Origin of the sequence: Microcystis sp. BLCC-F210 (assembly GCF_042134685.1) — a bacterium.
GTDB classification, from domain to species: domain Bacteria; phylum Cyanobacteriota; class Cyanobacteriia; order Cyanobacteriales; family Microcystaceae; genus Microcystis; species Microcystis aeruginosa_D.
Genome location: NZ_CP169647.1, coordinates 2,419,879 through 2,437,199, shown reverse-complemented (window position 1 = coordinate 2,437,199; position 17,321 = coordinate 2,419,879). Strand labels below are relative to the sequence as shown.

Annotated in this window: 16 protein-coding genes and 1 tRNA gene; 11 read left to right on the top strand and 6 right to left on the bottom strand. The window is 44.6% G+C overall.

Annotation, left to right across the window (positions count from 1 at the left end):
• Window positions 1–5: 5 nt before the first annotated feature.
• On the bottom strand, window positions 6–242 hold the full coding sequence (locus ACE3JL_RS11740; RefSeq protein ID WP_271991792.1) for a ferredoxin-thioredoxin reductase variable chain: 237 nt from the start codon (window positions 240–242) through the stop codon (window positions 6–8).
• Between the two features lie 337 nt (window positions 243–579).
• Between ACE3JL_RS11740 and carB the strand changes: the two genes are divergently transcribed.
• Together carB and ACE3JL_RS11730 are read left to right on the top strand one after the other, a co-directional pair.
• Complete coding sequence (carB, locus tag ACE3JL_RS11735) at window positions 580–3,825, top strand: carbamoyl-phosphate synthase large subunit (RefSeq protein WP_375329539.1); 3,246 nt, start codon at window positions 580–582, stop codon at window positions 3,823–3,825.
• Window positions 3,826–4,046: 221 nt separating this feature from the next.
• Window positions 4,047–5,450: a TldD/PmbA family protein gene (locus ACE3JL_RS11730; protein WP_375329538.1), complete on the top strand. Its 1,404-nt coding sequence runs from the start codon at window positions 4,047–4,049 to the stop codon at window positions 5,448–5,450.
• A gap of 252 nt (window positions 5,451–5,702) precedes the next feature.
• On the opposite strand, the gene tatA is transcribed toward ACE3JL_RS11730, so the two are convergent.
• The 3 genes from tatA to ACE3JL_RS11715 all read right to left on the bottom strand — a co-directional run bounded on the left by tatA (window position 5,703) and on the right by ACE3JL_RS11715 (window position 8,660).
• A complete protein-coding gene (gene tatA, locus ACE3JL_RS11725; RefSeq protein ID WP_002763330.1) occupies window positions 5,703–5,879 on the bottom strand; it encodes a twin-arginine translocase TatA/TatE family subunit in 177 nt (58 codons plus the stop codon).
• 262 nt (window positions 5,880–6,141) lie between these two features.
• On the bottom strand, window positions 6,142–7,572 hold the full coding sequence (lpdA, locus tag ACE3JL_RS11720; protein ID WP_271991798.1) for a dihydrolipoyl dehydrogenase: 1,431 nt from the start codon (window positions 7,570–7,572) through the stop codon (window positions 6,142–6,144).
• A 422-nt stretch (window positions 7,573–7,994) separates the two neighbouring features.
• A complete protein-coding gene (locus ACE3JL_RS11715; protein ID WP_271991800.1) occupies window positions 7,995–8,660 on the bottom strand; it encodes a DUF3782 domain-containing protein in 666 nt (221 codons plus the stop codon).
• A gap of 457 nt (window positions 8,661–9,117) precedes the next feature.
• On the opposite strand from ACE3JL_RS11715, the gene queG reads away from it, so the two are divergent.
• Window positions 9,118–10,065, top strand: coding sequence for a tRNA epoxyqueuosine(34) reductase QueG (gene queG / locus ACE3JL_RS11710; RefSeq protein WP_375329537.1), 948 nt, complete (start codon window positions 9,118–9,120; stop codon window positions 10,063–10,065).
• Window positions 10,055–10,693, top strand: coding sequence for an HAD-IA family hydrolase (locus ACE3JL_RS11705; protein ID WP_271991805.1), 639 nt, complete (start codon window positions 10,055–10,057; stop codon window positions 10,691–10,693). The genes queG and ACE3JL_RS11705 overlap by 11 nt, the downstream gene beginning before the upstream one ends.
• A gap of 43 nt (window positions 10,694–10,736) precedes the next feature.
• Here the strand turns inward: ACE3JL_RS11705 and ACE3JL_RS11700 are convergent.
• Window positions 10,737–10,822 (bottom strand) — tRNA-Leu (locus tag ACE3JL_RS11700).
• A 172-nt stretch (window positions 10,823–10,994) separates the two neighbouring features.
• Here ACE3JL_RS11700 and ndhL point away from each other — a divergent pair.
• From ndhL to ACE3JL_RS11670, 6 genes are all read left to right on the top strand, one after another.
• Entirely contained in the window at window positions 10,995–11,234 is a 240-nt protein-coding gene (ndhL, locus tag ACE3JL_RS11695; RefSeq protein ID WP_002732218.1) for an NAD(P)H-quinone oxidoreductase subunit L, read from the top strand.
• Between the two features lie 20 nt (window positions 11,235–11,254).
• Window positions 11,255–11,560, top strand: a complete 306-nt coding sequence (locus ACE3JL_RS11690; RefSeq protein WP_002763321.1) for a DUF3007 family protein — start codon at window positions 11,255–11,257, stop codon at window positions 11,558–11,560.
• A gap of 4 nt (window positions 11,561–11,564) precedes the next feature.
• Window positions 11,565–11,993 carry an ATP-dependent zinc protease gene (locus ACE3JL_RS11685; protein ID WP_271991808.1) on the top strand — a complete coding sequence of 143 codons (429 nt, stop codon included), beginning with the start codon at window positions 11,565–11,567 and terminating at the stop codon, window positions 11,991–11,993.
• 250 nt (window positions 11,994–12,243) lie between these two features.
• Window positions 12,244–13,167 (top strand): restriction endonuclease, encoded by a 924-nt coding sequence (locus ACE3JL_RS11680; protein WP_375329536.1) that lies wholly within the window; start codon window positions 12,244–12,246, stop codon window positions 13,165–13,167.
• A 75-nt stretch (window positions 13,168–13,242) separates the two neighbouring features.
• Window positions 13,243–13,824, top strand: a complete 582-nt coding sequence (locus tag ACE3JL_RS11675; RefSeq protein ID WP_002781010.1) for a phycobiliprotein lyase — start codon at window positions 13,243–13,245, stop codon at window positions 13,822–13,824.
• 349 nt (window positions 13,825–14,173) lie between these two features.
• A complete protein-coding gene (locus ACE3JL_RS11670) occupies window positions 14,174–14,926 on the top strand; it encodes a phycobilisome rod-core linker polypeptide (RefSeq protein WP_002791480.1) in 753 nt (250 codons plus the stop codon).
• 89 nt (window positions 14,927–15,015) lie between these two features.
• Here ACE3JL_RS11670 and mnmA read toward each other — a convergent pair whose 3' ends face one another.
• On the bottom strand, window positions 15,016–16,074 hold the full coding sequence (gene mnmA / locus ACE3JL_RS11665; protein WP_375329535.1) for a tRNA 2-thiouridine(34) synthase MnmA: 1,059 nt from the start codon (window positions 16,072–16,074) through the stop codon (window positions 15,016–15,018).
• A 102-nt stretch (window positions 16,075–16,176) separates the two neighbouring features.
• Between mnmA and ACE3JL_RS11660 the strand changes: the two genes are divergently transcribed.
• Window positions 16,177–16,821, top strand: a complete 645-nt coding sequence (locus tag ACE3JL_RS11660; RefSeq protein WP_375329534.1) for a hypothetical protein — start codon at window positions 16,177–16,179, stop codon at window positions 16,819–16,821.
• Window positions 16,822–17,321 lie beyond the last annotated feature (500 nt).

The window sequence follows — 17,321 nt, the reverse complement described above, 5'->3', positions numbered from 1 at the left end:
AGTCCCTATTCGGCGGCTTTTTCCACGATTTCTAACTCAAAATCTCGAAAATGGGCTTTAAACTTTTTACTGAACTCGACGAGGACAGGTAGGTTGGCGCTAACCGGTCGGCCACGCCATTCGGTGACAAACGCTTTCACCTCTCCCTCTAGTCCTTTCACGTCAAAAGGATTCGATTTGTGTTCAGGATGATGATAAACTACCACGGACTCAATTACACGAACTCGATCGCCAACTTTCATAAACTCTCTAGCGAAGACAAACGCCTATTGTATCTTTGAAAACAATCTTATCATTGTACGCGATATCAGTGATCAGTAAACAGTGATCAGTTATCAGTGGGAATTATGAATTGGGGAGTCGGAAGTGGGGTGATGGGGGAGTGGGGTGTGGGAATTATGAATTATGAATTATGAATTGGGGAGTGGGGAGTGGGAAGAATAAATAAAAATAATCTCCTGCCGACCGCTGACCGCCTGCTCAAGCAAACAAGGTCATTAAACCTAAATAAAGCTTTGCGGGATCGAGGGTGACAAGATATACAATGATTGGGGTTTATCGTCAAGCAACCCTAAGCCTATGCCACGCCGTGATGACTTAAAGAAAATCCTAATCTTGGGCGCTGGCCCGATTGTCATCGGACAAGCCTGTGAATTCGACTATTCGGGAACTCAAGCCTGTAAAGCCCTACGAGAAGAAGGTTATGAGGTAATTTTAGTCAATTCTAACCCCGCCTCGATCATGACCGATCCAGAAATGGCCGATCGCACCTACATTGAACCAATTCTGCCGGAAATTGTCGAGAAAATTATCGCTAAAGAACGTCCTGATGCGATTCTACCGACTATGGGTGGTCAAACTGCCCTCAATACTGCGGTAGCTTTGGCCAAAAGCGGCGTTTTAGAAAAATATAACGTGGAACTGATCGGGGCAAAACTTCCCGCTATTGAAAAAGCCGAAGATAGGGAACTATTCAAAAAAGCAATGGAGAAAATCGGTGTTCCCGTTTGTCCTTCGGGGATTGCCAACAATTTAGAGGAGGCAAAAGCGATCGGTCATCAGATCGGTTCCTATCCTCTCATTATCCGGCCGGCCTTCACTTTAGGGGGAACCGGGGGCGGTATTGCCTATAACCAAGAAGAATTTGAACCGATGGCTCAGTATGGGCTAGATTGTTCGCCCACATCGCAAATTCTCGTCGAAAAATCCCTAATTGGCTGGAAAGAATACGAATTAGAGGTTATGCGCGATCTAGCCGATAACGTGGTGATCATCTGTTCGATCGAAAACTTTGACCCGATGGGGGTTCATACCGGCGACTCGATTACGGTTGCGCCCGCCCAAACCCTAACCGATAAAGAATACCAACGCCTCCGGGACTATTCTAAGGCAATTATTCGGGAAATTGGCGTAGAAACCGGCGGATCGAACATCCAATTCTCCGTTAATCCCACTAACGGCGACGTAATCGTGATTGAGATGAATCCCCGGGTATCCCGTTCTTCGGCCCTGGCATCAAAAGCCACGGGATTCCCGATCGCTAAATTTGCCGCTAAACTAGCAGTAGGCTACACTTTAGACGAAATTCCCAACGATATCACCAAAAAAACCCCGGCTTCCTTTGAACCGACTATCGATTACGTCGTCACCAAAATTCCTCGCTTTGCCTTCGAGAAATTCCCCGGCTCCCAACCGATTCTAACCACCCAGATGAAATCCGTCGGGGAAGCCATGGCTATCGGTCGAACTTTCCAAGAATCCTTTCAAAAAGCTCTGCGCTCCCTAGAAACGGGGCGTTTTGGCTTTGGTTGCGATAAAGTCGAAACTCTCCCCCCCCTCTCGGAAGTCCGGGCTAGTTTGCGAACACCTAACCCCGAACGAGTTTATAGTATCTATCATGCTTTTAAATTGGGCATGAATGGGGAGGAAATCCACGAACTAACCGGGATTGATCCCTGGTTCCTCGATAAATTGGCTGATTTGATGGAAACCGAGAAGTTTCTCAAGCGAACTCCCCTGAAAAGTCTCAGCCAAGAGAACCTATTCGCTATTAAACAACAGGGTTTTAGCGATCGCCAAATCGCCTTCGCCACCAACAGCAGCGAGGACGAAGTGAGAAGTTATCGCAAGGGTTTAGGTATTGTTCCAGTCTATAAAATGGTGGATACCTGCGCAGCAGAATTTGAAGCCCTAACACCCTATTATTATTCCACCTACGAACGGGTAGAATCGGAAGTTTTACCCTCCGATAAACGTAAAGTGATGATCCTCGGTGGTGGTCCCAATCGCATCGGCCAGGGGATAGAATTTGACTACTGTTGTTGTCATGCCGCTTTTTCCCTCAGTCAAGCCGGTTTTGAGACGATTATGGTCAACTCTAACCCGGAAACTGTCTCCACCGATTACGATACCAGCGATCGCCTTTACTTTGAACCCCTGACTAAAGAAGATGTCTTAAATATCATCGAAGCGGAACAACCAGAGGGTTTAATTATTCAATTCGGTGGGCAAACTCCCTTAAAACTGGCAGTTCCCCTGCAAAAATATTTAGAATCGCCTAATTGTCCGGTAAATACCAAAATTTGGGGAACTTCACCCGATTCGATCGATGCCGCCGAAGATCGGGAACGTTTTGAACAAATCCTCCGACAATTAGATATCCGACAACCCCTCAACGGTATTGCCCGCAATTTCCAAGAATCCCAAGCAGTGGCTCAACGCATCGGTTATCCTGTAGTAGTACGTCCGTCCTACGTTTTGGGCGGTCGGGCAATGGAAATCGTCTATTCCGATAGCGAATTGGAACGCTATATGAAGTATGCGGTACAGATAGAACCGGATCACCCGATTTTAATCGATAAATTCCTCGAAAATGCCATCGAAGTGGATGTGGATGCCCTCTCAGATGCCACGGGAACAGTCGTTATCGGGGGATTAATGGAACATATCGAACAAGCGGGCGTACATTCGGGCGATTCTGCCTGTTCTATCCCCCATACGTCCCTGAGCGCCTCGGTTTTAACCACAATTCGACAATGGACGGTGGAACTAGCGAAAGCGTTAAAAGTAATCGGTTTGATGAATATCCAGTATGCGGTACAGGGAGAGACAGTTTATATCTTAGAAGCGAATCCCCGCGCTAGTCGTACTGTTCCCTACGTTTCCAAAGCAACGGGAGTTCCTTTAGCAAAAGTTGCCTCCCTCGTCATGTCGGGCCGAACCCTGACGGAATTGGGTATCATCAGCGAAGCAATTCCCCGTCATATCGCCGTGAAAGAAGCGGTTTTACCCTTCCAGAAGTTCCCCGGTGCTGATACTCTCCTGGGACCAGAAATGCGTTCTACAGGCGAAGTAATGGGGATTGACAGCGATTTTGGCAAAGCTTTCGCTAAAGCGGAAATGGCCGCCGGCGTGATTTTAGCCACCAGTGGGACGGTTTTTGTCTCGATGAGCGATCGCGATAAAACCCCCATGGTTCCCGTGGTTAAGGATCTGCAATCCCTCGGTTTTCGCGTCGTCGCTACTTCCGGAACTCGTGAAGTTTTGTTAGAAAACGGTTGCGAAAATATCGATTTAGTGCTAAAGATTCACGAAGGCCGTCCCCACGTTATCGATTGGATCAAAAATGACTGGATTCAGTTTATTGTCAATACTCCCAGTGGTGAAGAATCCCAAAACGATGGCCGACAAATTCGCCGTACTGCCCTCGATTATAAGTTACCAATTATCACCACTATCGCTGGGGCAAAAGCGACAGTAGCGGCCTTAAAATCCCTGCAATCAGAACCTTTAGAGGTGAAAGCTTTACAGGATTATCTCGCCTAATTTCAGTTATCAGTTATCAGTTATCAGTAATCAGTAATCAGTTATCAGTTATCAGTTATCAGTTAGAAAGGGGATATAGGGGTTTAGGGATATAGGGGTTTAGGGAAATTTCAGCCAAATGCCCCACTACCCCACACCCCACACCCCATCTCCCCACTACCCCATCACCCCAAACCCCACACCCCATCACCCCACTTCATAATTCATAATTCATAATTCCTATGACCGATACTATAACCGACTATAAAAACCTAATTAGTGAACTGATTAACCGTTATAAAAACCGCGTTGATTTCCTGACAATTCGTCTAGAAGAAGCGCGGGGGACGAATATTCTACTGCGTTCCGAACGAGTGGAAACCCTCAGCGAAGGTATTGCTATCGGTGGTCAGGTACGCGCTTGTTATAAAGGAGGTTGGGGATTTGCCAGCTTTAATCAATTATCCAGTTTACAGGAACGATTAGAAGATGCGATCGCTGCTGCCCGTTTAATTGGGGAAGAAGAAACCCTGATTGCTCCGGTAGAACCTGTAATTATCTCCTGTGAATTGCCTTTAACGGGAACAGACCCGCGTTTAGTGGCATTAGCTGATAAAAAAGCACTCTGCGATCGCTATAATAACTTACTGCGTCAACACCATGCCAGTATTGCCACCACTTCCGTCCGTTACAGCGATAGTAGTCAACATATTCTTTTAGCCACTTCTGACGGGACTTTAATCGAACAAAAATGGTCAGACGTAGAAATGCGTTTTTCGGCCACCGCTAGGGATGGGGACAGTGTACAAACGGGCCGGGAAACCACCGGTTCCCGAAAAGCTTTCGAGGATCTGGTCAATTTAGAAGAACAGGTGCAAGGGTCGGCTAAACGGGCCCTACAAGCCCTAGTTCTGCCCCCTGTCAAGGGCGATACCTACACCGTCGTCATCGATCCCATTTTAACCGGTCTGTTCGTCCATGAGGCTTTTGGCCACCTTTCCGAGGCAGATATGTTATACGAAAATCCCGACCTTTTGGAGGTGATGAGTATGGGCAAACGTTTTGGACCAGATAACCTGCAAATCTTTGACGGAGCAGGTCCAGAAGGTCATCGGGGCAGTTATTTTTATGACGATGAGGGAACCCCTGCGACGACGACTCAGTTAATTAAAGATGGGGTTTTGGTGGGAAGACTGCATTCGCGGGAAACGGCGGGCAAATTAGGCGAAAAACCGACCGGTAACGCCCGTTGTCTCAATTATCATTATCCGCCCATTGTCCGCATGACCAACACTTGGATTGAACGGGGAACCACTGCGGTTAAAGAGTTATTTTCGGGGATAAAAACGGGAGTTTATGCCCAAAATTGGCAGGGAGGCATGACTAACGGCGAAATGTTCACTTTTAGCGCCGGGGAAGCTTGGATGATTCGCCATGGAGAAATTGCTGAACCGGTTAAAGATGTGACTCTCTCCGGTAATGTCTTTAAAACCCTAGCCAATATTGAGGCAATTGGGGATGATTTCTACTGGGATGAGTCGGGAGGCTGCGGAAAAGGGGGTCAAAGTGGTTTACCCGTCGGCTGCGGTGGCCCCAGTCTCCGCATCCGCGATGTGGTCGTCGGGGGAGAAGCAGATATTCAGTGATCAGTAATCAGTAATCAGTAATCAGTGAAAAGACAGTGGAAAACTACTATTTAATACTAATAACTAATAACTAATAACTGATAACGGATATTCTGGTTTTTGTGTGGAAGGAAGAAGAATAGGGATAATTTGGGTGCATCTCAATTTTTGGGCGCACGCAGTTCGATCAACTCACTGACCACGGTTCGCCCCTACCATTGGCGCAATAATATTATTGTAGGGGCGAATTGCATTCGCCCTGACAGCCGCAGTCTATCTCATCTTCTCGTCACTGTCTTCAATTTCTTGATCATCTTGATTGATTTCTTCTTTAAATCCCCGTAAAGTTTTCCCCAAAGCTGCCCCAAATTCGGGTATTTTTTTTGGTCCAAATATCAGGAGAACAACCACAGCAATAATTACTATTTCTGGCCAACCTAATCCAAACATAATCTTGAAAGTAAAAAGTAAAAAAAGAGAAAGGAGTCAGAATTCAGGAGTCGGAAACTTGGAAAATTGCTAGATTCTGTCTTTTGCACGAGTGCCTGTTACCTCTTGCCTTCAGAAGCTGATAACTGATCACTGATAAGTAGTCGTGCAAAATAAATTTCCTAGTGAAGATAGGCAAAAGGCAAGAGGCAAGAGGTGGTTAGATATGTGTAATTAATTTTGCTTAGGTACTTAACTGATCACTGATAACTGATAACTGACTCTACGCTGCCACTTCAGCGCGTTTGTAAGCTTCGTCGAGGACTTCTGAGAGAGTCGGATGGGTGTGGATGCGGAAAGCGAGTTCATGGACAGATTTACGTTCAGCGATCGCATTGGCCGCTTCTTGAATTAAATCCGATGCGTGGATACCGATAATATGAACACCGAGTAATTCCCCCGTATCCTGACGATAAACGACTTTAGCGATGCCTTCCGTTTCTCCTTCCGCTAAAGCTTTGGAATTTCCCTTAAAATAGGTCTTGACAGCAGCAACCTTATACCCTTCTTCCTGTGCCAAGGCTTCTGCTTGCGGTTCCGTTAAACCCACATAACTAATTTCGGGGTGGGTAAAAGCAGCAGCGGGAATACTGCGATAATCGATGGTTTTTGGGCGATTACAGATATTTTCAATGGCTATTACCCCTTGACCCGAAGCAGCGTGAGCTAACATCATTTTACCCGTAGCATCGCCCACGGCCCAGAGATGGGGAATCGGTTCACCGTCCTGAATTACCTGCATTTTGTCATTAACGGCAATAAAACCGCGTTTATCCAGTTCTACCCCGACAAATTCCAGTCCGAGATTCTTTGTCGCTGGGATTCTTCCTGTAGCGACTAAACAAGCATCTACCTCTAAAATTTCGATCGCTTCTTTGCTTTTTGCGTCCACCAGTTCAATGGCCACAGGATTCCCCGGTTTAATACTTTTTGCCAAAACTCCCACATAAGTCTCGATGTCTCTAGGTTTAATCAGAACTCTTTCCGCGATTTTCGAGATTTCTGGGTCAAATCCAGGCATGAGACTATCTAAAGCTTCGATCATCGTCACTTCACAACCCAAAGCGGTGTATATATCCGAAAACTCCAGACCGATATAACCACTACCGATAATTGCAATCCACTTGGGTAAAGTTTCTAATCTAACGGCCTCATCGCTGGTAAAAACCGTTTTATGATCAATCTCGATCCCCGGTGGGACAAAGGGAACCGACCCTGGACAGAGCATAATATCCTTAGCGGTGTAGATTTTTTCGCCACTATCCCCGATGACGCTAACTTTTTGCGGGCCGGCGATTTTTCCCCAACCGTGGATAGTATCAACCTTGAGACGTTTAAGACTATTAGTGAGATCGCCTCTAATTTTACTGACAAGGTTGTTAGCATGATCGGCAATGGTCGGACGGTCAAAATTAACGCCACCGATGGCAATACCTAGACTTTTCAGATGGTCACTATCGGCTAATTCTCGCACTCGTCCCGAGGCTGCCAGTAAAGCTTTAGAGGGAATACAACCGCGATTAACACAGGTTCCTCCCATATCTTTGGCTTCGATAATAGCCGTTTTTAGCCCACATTTGACCGCGTGTAGGGCTGCTCCGTGGCCACCAACTCCAGCACCGATAATAATTAAATCGTAGTCGAATTCACTCATAGTCTCTTTGACTCTCAAAGTTAGCATTATCCCATTTTACGATCCACTGCGATCAAGCTGTGCTATCCCGGGCAAAAACTGGAGCCAGTTTTTAGCCATCAGACTCTTGTGCATTGAAACTGGCTATTGGCAATTTTAGGACAAGACGTTACTAGACCTCTGGTCAAAATCAAAAATTGTTGTTATGGTTAAGAGTCGGCCGTCAGTAGTCAGGAGAATTTAAAATGCTCTATTCACAGATTTTAGGTGATTTAGTCCTTATTTTTGCGGTTTTTGAATCCTCAAAAATTAGTTAGGTAAGATGTTACTGAAGCAAGATATGAATAGTAATTCTGCATCATATCCATAGGTTAGTCTAGTGCTAGGTTGGAAAAATTAGACCTGCTGCCAATACTTTGCCAGATGAGGGGAACATCTTTCTCCTACCATAATTTAGGCTCGAAACCAGAATCATTAATGATTTCTACCGTTTCTCCCGATGGTTTAATTACAAATAAACCTTGTTTATAGGCATAACGATCTACTCCTTCATCTATTTCTATTCCCGCCACTGCACCATAAGCCTGATAGTTCTTATAATGGGGAAATGCTTGTTTAAATCGACTTAATTTTTCTAAAAAATCGTTGACATCATCTTTCGATAAACGAGACTTACATTCTACTAAAACTACCTCGGTTTCATCGACGGCTAAAATGTCAATCTCCATGGCTATTCCTTGCCGTTTTACCCTGGCACGACTGTAGGTTTCTTTAACATCGATACCTTTGGCACGAAATAGGCCAATAACAGCAGGTTCGACTAATTCCTCGACAAATCTTCCCCAGCGAGTGGTTAAACTATCCACCGCACGACTGGTATTAGCGACTGTTTTCTCTAGCTCGGCCAAACGGCGATCAGCTTCAGCAGCCCGGCGATCGGCTTCGGCGGCCCAGCGATCGGCTTCGGCCTTAGCTTCGGCGGCTCGGCGATCGGCTTCGGCCTTAGCTTCAGCAGCCCGGCGATCGTATTCTTGGCGTGATTGTTCAAACTTTTCGTTAGTTTTCTCAAAAAGTTTATAGATATCTTCGATGGTAATCGGTTGAGACATGGTTATTTATTCTAATTTTTCTTATTTTACTTCTTACTATAATTGTACTAGCAAAGTACAAGTCATTTTAGGGACGGGTGTTAATTGAGCAAGTCAATAGTTATACTAAATCCGTTGAGTAACGCACAGAAAACGGGTTTCTCGGAGAAACCCGTTTTCTACTCATGCACTCATGCAAAACGGAAAATAAATAATCAGTTTTTAATAACTGGATTTAGTAAGTACCTAAGCAAAATTAATTACACATATCTAACCACCTCTTGCCTCCTGCCTCTTGCCTTTTGCCTATCTTGACTAGGAAATTAATTTTGCACGACTACTTATGAGGACGATATAGCGGGGACGGGAACCACAGTTTCTTCGTTAATCATGGTTTCTAATTGTTCAGCCTGGGATTTGGCTCGATAAATCGATCATTGTAAATAATTGTTACAAATACTTGACTTAAGATATTTCTATGGTGACAGAAACACAAATCAAAGAAAAAGCACTAGAGTTAGGTTTCCATGGGGTCGGTATTGCCTCTGTGGATAGTCAAGACTCGGCGGCATCTCATCTAAAAAGCTGGTTAGAGCGGGGTTATCACGCTGATATGGATTGGATGACTAACCCGAAACGACAGGATATCAAAACTCTTTGGCCGGAAGTGCGATCGCTAATTTGTCTCGCCCTTAACTACTACACTCCCCAGCAACACAGTCAAGAACAAAACCATGGCAAAATTTCCCGTTATGCTTGGGGACGGGATTATCACAAAGTATTAAGTAAAAAATTAAAAGCCCTCAGTCAATGGTTAGAAAGTCAGGGGGAGCAAATTCAAACCCGTTACTATGTGGATACTGGACCAGTACAGGATAAGGTTTGGGCGCAAAGAGCAGGGATCGGCTGGATTGCCAAGAATGGTAACTTAATTACTCGCAATTACGGCAGTTGGGTATTTTTAGGGGAAATATTAACTAATTTACCTTTAGAACCCGATCGACCCCATAGCGCCCATTGTGGCACCTGTAGCCGTTGTTTAAGCGCCTGTCCCACCCAAGCAATAGTTAGTCCCTCTGTGGTGGATGCTAATCGCTGTATTGCCTACCATACCATCGAAAATCGTGCTGTAACTTTGCCTACAGAAATTGCCAAGAATTTACAAGGTTGGGTAGCTGGCTGCGATATCTGTCAAGATGTCTGTCCTTGGAATCAACGTTTTGCCCAAGTTACCGACGTGGAGTATTTTCAACCTCGTCCGGAAAACCTTTCGCCAAGGTTGGATGAATTAGCTAATCTAACTATAGAGGAGTGGGATCGTCGTTTCATCTCGTCAGCCCTACGTCGAATTAAACCCCAGCAGTGGCGACGTAATGCCCAGGCTAATTTAGCTCATTCCCCGAACCCCGCACAAGATGACAATTAAAGTAGTCGTGTTCGATTTTGATGGTACTATCGCCGATACCCACGATACTTTCGTGGAGATTGTCAATCGTTTGGCTAAAAATTTTGGTTATCAACCCGTCAACGAGGAAGATTTGGCCAGACTAAAAAACCTTAGTTCCCAAGAAATTATTAAACAATCCCAAGTTTCCCCCGTTAAAATACCTTTTTTACTCTATCGAGTTAAACGGGAATTAAATAAACAAATTGACTGCCTAAAACCCTTCCATGGCTGGCATCCCTGCCTCCTTACTCTTAAAGAAAGAGGCTATAGATTGGGAATAATAACTTCTAATACTAAAGAAAATGTCACCATATTTTTAGCAAATAACCAACTCTTAAACTTATTTGATTTTATCTGTTCGGGAACGCCTTTATTCGGCAAACACAAAATTATTGATCGCCTGATCCGACAAAATAAATTCTGTCCCGATGAAATGATTTATGTCGGCGATGAAACCAGAGATATTACTGCTGCCAAAAAAAGTCAAGTGCAGGTGGTGGCAGTCGCTTGGGGCTTTAATTCCCCTCAAATTCTCACTCAATTTAACCCCGATCATCTCATTGATCATCCCCTAGAATTATTGGATATTTTAGATAGGGCTGGCTGAAAAAGTTTTTACTAGGGGGCAGGGAGAGATAGACTTCGATCGATGGGGGCAGAGAGACTCGAACTCTCACGAGCTTATAAGGCTCAACGGATTTTAAGTCCGTAGCGTCTACCATTCCGCCACGCCCCCGTTATTTAACCGACAATTTCCTATCATATCACAAATAATTTAATTAGCAAGAGTATTTTCAGTAAATTATTTTAGCCCGCCAATTCGATCGCCGCAAAGGGGGAAAGACAGGGTAAAATAATCAGCAGGTGAATTGCAGTTCACCGACAGCCATTGATAAAAATCAATCCTTATGCAATCAATTCTGACGCAAGAAACCATTATCATCGCCCTGATCTACCTATCTCTCAGTGTCTTGTATTTGCTCGTCATTCCCGCCGTTATCTACTACTACCTCAATACGCGCTGGTATGTGGCATCTTCTTGGGAAAGAGGGTTTATGTACTTTCTGATGAGCTTTTTCTTTCCCGGGATGCTGTTGTTAAGTCCTTTCCTTAACTTCCGTCCCCAACGTCGTACCCTCAAAGCTTAAGTTATCAACCCAAAAAACCCATGAGACGCATTGATGTCATCGGGATCGGTATAGGGATGTTTGCTATGGGCGGCATCCTCTACATTATCCTGCAAAAAACCGGTTTAGATAGTGCTTCGGCGGGAATTTGGAGTCAAGCGGTGTTGGTGGGTGGTGTCATCGGTTGGATTTTTACCTATCTGTTTCGAGTCGCCACCGATAATATGACCTACGGCAAACAGCGCAAAGATTACGAAGATGCCGTCTTTAAAAAACGTCTGGAAGCGATGACTCCCGAAGAAATCGCCCAAATGCAGCGGGAGATTGAAGAAGAAAAAACTAAATAGACGGATGAAACCCGATAAAATCATCATCGGTTGGCGAGAATGGCTGGATTTACCCGATTTAGGCATTACCAAAATTAAAGCCAAGATTGATACAGGCGCTCGCTCCTCGGCCCTACACGCTTTTCATCTGCATCCTTTTCGAGATGGCGATCGCAATTGGCTGCGCTTTCAAGTTCATCCCTACCAAAAAGATAGTCACCACACTGTCACCATCACCGCAGAAATCCTCGAATGGCGACAGGTAAAAAATTCCGGTGGTCAAAGTCAACTACGTCCAGTTATCAGAACAAGTGTATTGCTTGGCGGTCGTCAATGGCCGATCGAATTAACCTTGACTAATCGTGATGTTATGGGTTTTCGGATGTTATTAGGACGAGAGGCCCTAAAAAAAGGCTTTCTTGTCCATCCGAATAGGTCTTTTTTACTGAGTTAAGTTATATTTAAAGCCGTCAGTTTTGCATCAGTTATCAGTTATCAGTTATCAGTTATCAGTTCACTGTTTACTGATCACTGAAAAGGCTTTTCTGGGAAGTGGGGAATTAGGGGAGTAGGGAGTGGGTTTTTAAAGTTCGACTGGGAGTTAATCGCACTATTAAAAACAGATTTGGTATTATTATCTATCTAAATTTTTGGAGCTTGTTGCTGTATAATTGCGATGACTGCCCCCGCTTTTCATCTGAACTATGCCCATTCCCGATTTTCAATCGATTATGTTGCCCCTATTAAAAATACTTGCAGATGGCAAAGTTTATAAATATCGAGAAATTTTTGAAGCCTTGGTCAGAGAGTTTCAAGTCACGGAAGCGGAAAGAAAAGAAATGCTTCCCAGTGGACAACAGGAAATTTTTGCTAATCGAGTCGGTTGGGCAAAAACCTATTTAAAGAAAGCGGGATTAATTGACTCACCCCAAAGGGCAACTTTTGTAATTTCTGAGAAAGGAAAAGAAATCTTATCTCAAAATCCTGCTCGAATTGATACAAAATTTCTCAGGCAATTTCCTGAGTTTCAAGAATTTACTAGAGTCAATAAGCAAAATGAAACTATTACTCTTGAAAGAAATTTATCAACTTCTGATCAAGAGCAAAATCCCGAGGAATTACTAGAAAAATCCTATCAAGAAATTCGTCAAGTATTAGCAACAGACTTACTTTTTATTCTGCGAAAATTATCCCCAGATGCTTTTGAAAAATTAGTAGTAGAATTACTGGTAAAAATGGGTTATGGTGGCTCGATTAGAGATGCAGGTAAGGCAGTAGGTAAGAGCGGTGATCAAGGGATTGATGGGATAATAAAAGAAGATAGACTCGGTTTAGATATAATCTATATTCAAGCCAAAAGATGGGCTGATAATAATGCCGTTGGTCGTCCAGAAATCCAGAAATTTGTCGGAGCATTAGCGGGACAAGGAGCCAAAAAAGGTATTTTCATCACCACTTCCTATTTTACCCAAGAGGCTTTAGAATATGCTCCTAGAAATGAGATAAAAATAGTGCTGATTGATGGGGAAGAATTAAGTCAATTGATGATTGATTATAACTTAGGTGTATCGACCCAAAAAATCTATGAAATCAAGAGAATTGATCATGATTATTTTGGGGATGAATGAGAGAGAGAGGAGGACAAGGGTTACAGAAAACGACGATGGCGTTAAAATAGATGGAAAAAACAGAGGATAAAAACTATGGACGGGATGACCTTTTTTCAGAAAAGTGCGGGACAGTGGAAATCTCAGCGCACCACCCATCATTTACCCTTTCGACGCTCAGAAACTGGCGATTCCGAGATTTATGTGGAAGCTTTAAGCGCCGATAACCCGAAAATTATCGCTATCTGTGAAATGCACGAAGTCGATCCCGCTAAGACTGTGGGGGGTGCCTTTGTCAGTTGGGATGGTTCGATGCAGTGGGACAAAGAAAACGAAAATCATCAAGGAACCACCGTTTTTGCGCTAATTCCCGACGAAGATAATCCCCAAGCTGGTGTTCTGTTGCGGGAGCGAGGTTATGCGGAAATCATTCCCGTGGCGGGCCGTTATCACATTGATGAACAGGAAGGTTTAGTCTTAATTACAGAATACGAAACTATGACCTCGATCGAGCGTTTTTGGTTTGCCGATGCCGATTTACGTCTCCGCACTAGCACAGTTCAACGTTTTGGCGGTTTTAATACGGCCACTTTTTGTGCTGAATCCCGCAATCAGTCATCGGAGTCAGTCTCTAGTGATTCCCCCGAACCTTCATCCTATTCGATTAGTGGCTGGTAAATTCAGTTAAGTAGCTGGTTATAATTAAATTAAAAATGGATTTTAGGTTCGATCCCCCCTGCCCCCCTTGATAAGGGGGGTGCCGATAGGCGGGGGGATCCCCCCTGCCCCCCTTGATAAGGGGGGTGTCTGACAACCTTTAACGCCTACCTACTTATCAGTTATCAGTCATCAGTCATCAGTTTTTTCTCCCATCTCCCTGCTCAGGCGCTCCCCAACACCCCGGATGATAAGCAAGTTTTCTTAACAATTGTAAGAATTTTTAATATTTCTTTTCTAGTTGACACCTACTCCCTTATCATTAGGAGGAAAGTTTTTTAAGCATTTCTAAGGATACGGAGGTTTACCCTTGGCCATTCCTCTTTTAAATTACGCCCCCAAGTCCCAAAACGTGCGGGTAGCTGGTTATGATGTCGGTGGAGACGAAAAACCGAAAGTTTACACGACGGAAAATGTCCTCTCCCCTGGCGACCTGGACGATTTAATCGAAGCCGCTTACCGTCAGATTTTCTTCCATGCCTTCAAATGGGATCGGGAACCCTTCCTCGAATCCCAATTACGCAATGGACAATTATCGGTGCGGGATTTCATTCGTGGTTTACTGTTATCGAAAACCTTCTATAACAGCTTCTACGAGAAAAACAGCAACTATCGCTTTGTCGAACAGGTAGTACAAAGAGTTCTCGGTCGCGATGTCTATAGCGAAAGAGAAAAAATTGCTTGGTCGATTGTCGTTGCCACCAAAGGTATTCAAGGTTTTGTCGATCAACTTCTCAACAGTGACGAGTATCTGCAAAGCTTTGGTTATGATACCGTTCCCTACCAACGTCGTCGCACCCTAGCCAGCCGCGAAATTGGTGAACGTCCATTCAACATCACCTCGCCTCGCTACGATGGCTACTATCGTGGTATTTTGGGCTTCCCCCAAATCGTTTGGCAGAATGCTGTCCGTCGCTATGTTCCCCAAGAGCAAAAACCCAAAGCTGGCGATCCTTCCAGCTTCTTGGCCATGGCCCGGGGTCTCGGTAGCGCCAAAGGAAATCCTGTACCAAGAGTCTCCGCTATGAATATTAACATCGAGGCTTCTGTACCCCGTCGTTAATTTTTAGCTAAACCTGCCGGGGAGAGTCCCTAATTGGCAGAATGACCCCTGAACCATAATCAGGTTATTCTGTGAATTGGTGGCTCTCCCTATGGGGTGGCTCCTGAAATAATCCCCCCACCGATGACGATTTCCCCTTCATAAATCACGGCTGCCTGGCCCGGGGTGATGCTAAATTGTGGTTCATCAAAAACCAGCTTCACTTGATTATTTTCTAGGGGGATAACATTGACAGGAACGGCCGGAGAACGATAACGGACCTGTACTTGCGCGCGGATAGGGGTGGTGGGTTCAGCAATAGAAACCCAGTTCATCCGTCCGACAAGACAATCGGCACTAACGGCACTTTCGCGATTACCGACGATAACCCGATTCATGACGGGATCAAGTTTTACCACATAGAGAGGTTCGGCGGCGGCGATACCGATGCCTTTGCGTTGTCCGATCGTATAATGATGGATACCGCTATGTTTACCCAAAACTTTGCCATCGAGATCGACGATATCGCCCTCACTAACGGCGATATACTTATCCAAGAACGATCGCATAGTTCCGTGAGCTTCAATCAAGCATAAATCCTGACTATCGGGTTTATCTGCCGTTTTTAAGCCAAATTCCTGGGCAATTCTGCGGGTTTCTGCCTTGGTTTGTTCTCCCAAGGGAAATAAAGTCCCACGCAGTACATCTTGAGTTAGATCATAGAGAAAATAGGATTGATCTTTATTTTTATCGACGGCACGCAGCAGTTGATAACGGTTATTTTCAGGAGAAAAACGAATTCTAGCGTAGTGACCGGTGGCAATAGTGTCTGTTTCTAGGGTTTCCCTAGCATAATGCAGCATCGGTCCAAATTTTACCGCTTTATTGCACTGAGAACAGGGCAGCGGTGTGATTCCCGCTTCGTAACCGGAAACTAGATAATCAATAATTTCTTTTTGGAAAAGCTCGCGACTATCGACGATATGATGGGGAACCCCCAACTGCTCACAAATAAACGCCGCATCTACCATTCCCTCGGAGCAGCACTGACCTTTACCCTTCATTAACCACAGGGTCAAGCCAATAACATCATAACCTTGAGCGTGTAAGGCGGCAGCGGCAACAGAGCTATCTACTCCCCCCGATAGACCGACAACAACTTTTCCCATAAATCTTGTAATGATTTTTAACCAATATACTTTCTAGACTAGCATCTCCTCCTTTAAAATTTGGACATGGTGTACCCAAATCTCGTGTGAGGACAAACCAGCATGATGAGAACAAACTTACTGTTTTTCTCGGCTTTATTTTGGTTAAAAGTCGGGATAATCGCTCAAGGAACGCTGCTGCTAAAAGCAAACTTATCTTTTGCCCAGAATCTTTATCCCGGTCGTCGTTTGCCCCCACCGCCGGCGGTGAGACAACCAACTAAACGTTCAGACAGTCCCAGTGCTGTTAATTGTTCCCAATGTTCACCCTTAAATTTACCCCCGGTTAATTCTCCATCAGTTCGCCCCCCGGTGGCGGATCCAGTTTCCAGTAATCAACCCCTGAGAGAATACGTTTTTCAAGCTCCCGCTACCGTGCGTCCTGCCGATGCTACGCTGGTTAATAATCATAATCGTCAAACTGTCAATCCACCTGCTCCCACACCGCAAAATCGCACCAATAAACCCCCTTCTCCCCCACCACAGCAGCGGGTTATTGCGACTAATCAACTCTTTCGCGTTGAAGTTCAGAGTAATAGTACAGCAGCGTTGGCAAAAATCAAAGAAATTGAACCCCTCGCATTTATCCGCGCGGGAGAAAATGTTATTCAAGTGGGGTTATTTCAGCAACAATACCAAGCTAAACAACGGGTACAAGATTTAACTAAACAGGGTTTTAGCGCTCAGATTATTACCCTCAATAATTAGGGTTTGCTGAAAAAGTCTGTTGGTGGGGTGTAGGGTGTAGGGTTTTATTCTCCCCCCGTTCACTCCAGTGGCTGACACTTTTTGATAGCAAAAAAGTCTAAAAGTTTTATCCAACAAGGTTTTTAGATTTATTCAGCAAACCCTAATTAGGCAATAAGTCTCTAGGATTTCAGCTAATCTCGATCGAATCTCTTGCCTCTCGTCCATCCTAACCAAGAAGTTAATTTTACCCTATTAACTCACCGTTCGTTCATTTCTCGGCTCTTCTAGGTTCTGTGTGATAAGTTTTACTTACAATATGATCGATCAATCTTTGTGTCCTTTGTGTCTTTGTGGTTCGTTCCACCCCCTCGCTAGGACGAAGGTATCTTAGAATACATTTTACCCACCAAACCCAAGAGAGCCATTTCTCGAACCGAAAATTTGGTAAATTGTCTCAAATGCAGTCTAGCAAACGCATTGATTGTTCTACTCGGATATTTATTAGTACAAAAAGACCA

Excerpts from the sequence above, each read along its gene's own strand:
- queG (WP_375329537.1), top strand. The coding sequence starts at position 9,118 with ATGGTGACAGAAACACAAATCAAAGAAAAAGCACTAGAGTTAGGTTTC.
- ACE3JL_RS11740 (WP_271991792.1), bottom strand. The coding sequence starts at position 242 with ATGAAAGTTGGCGATCGAGTTCGTGTAATTGAGTCCGTGGTAGTTTAT.
- ndhL (WP_002732218.1), top strand. The coding sequence starts at position 10,995 with ATGCAATCAATTCTGACGCAAGAAACCATTATCATCGCCCTGATCTAC.
- ACE3JL_RS11685 (WP_271991808.1), top strand. The coding sequence starts at position 11,565 with ATGAAACCCGATAAAATCATCATCGGTTGGCGAGAATGGCTGGATTTA.
- ACE3JL_RS11660 (WP_375329534.1), top strand. The coding sequence starts at position 16,177 with ATGATGAGAACAAACTTACTGTTTTTCTCGGCTTTATTTTGGTTAAAA.
- ACE3JL_RS11705 (WP_271991805.1), top strand. The coding sequence starts at position 10,055 with ATGACAATTAAAGTAGTCGTGTTCGATTTTGATGGTACTATCGCCGAT.
- tatA (WP_002763330.1), bottom strand. The coding sequence starts at position 5,879 with ATGTTTGGATTAGGTTGGCCAGAAATAGTAATTATTGCTGTGGTTGTT.
- mnmA (WP_375329535.1), bottom strand. The coding sequence starts at position 16,074 with ATGGGAAAAGTTGTTGTCGGTCTATCGGGGGGAGTAGATAGCTCTGTT.
- ACE3JL_RS11690 (WP_002763321.1), top strand. The coding sequence starts at position 11,255 with ATGAGACGCATTGATGTCATCGGGATCGGTATAGGGATGTTTGCTATG.
- ACE3JL_RS11675 (WP_002781010.1), top strand. The coding sequence starts at position 13,243 with ATGGACGGGATGACCTTTTTTCAGAAAAGTGCGGGACAGTGGAAATCT.
- ACE3JL_RS11715 (WP_271991800.1), bottom strand. The coding sequence starts at position 8,660 with ATGTCTCAACCGATTACCATCGAAGATATCTATAAACTTTTTGAGAAA.
- carB (WP_375329539.1), top strand. The coding sequence starts at position 580 with ATGCCACGCCGTGATGACTTAAAGAAAATCCTAATCTTGGGCGCTGGC.
- lpdA (WP_271991798.1), bottom strand. The coding sequence starts at position 7,572 with ATGAGTGAATTCGACTACGATTTAATTATTATCGGTGCTGGAGTTGGT.
- ACE3JL_RS11730 (WP_375329538.1), top strand. The coding sequence starts at position 4,047 with ATGACCGATACTATAACCGACTATAAAAACCTAATTAGTGAACTGATT.
- ACE3JL_RS11680 (WP_375329536.1), top strand. The coding sequence starts at position 12,244 with ATGCCCATTCCCGATTTTCAATCGATTATGTTGCCCCTATTAAAAATA.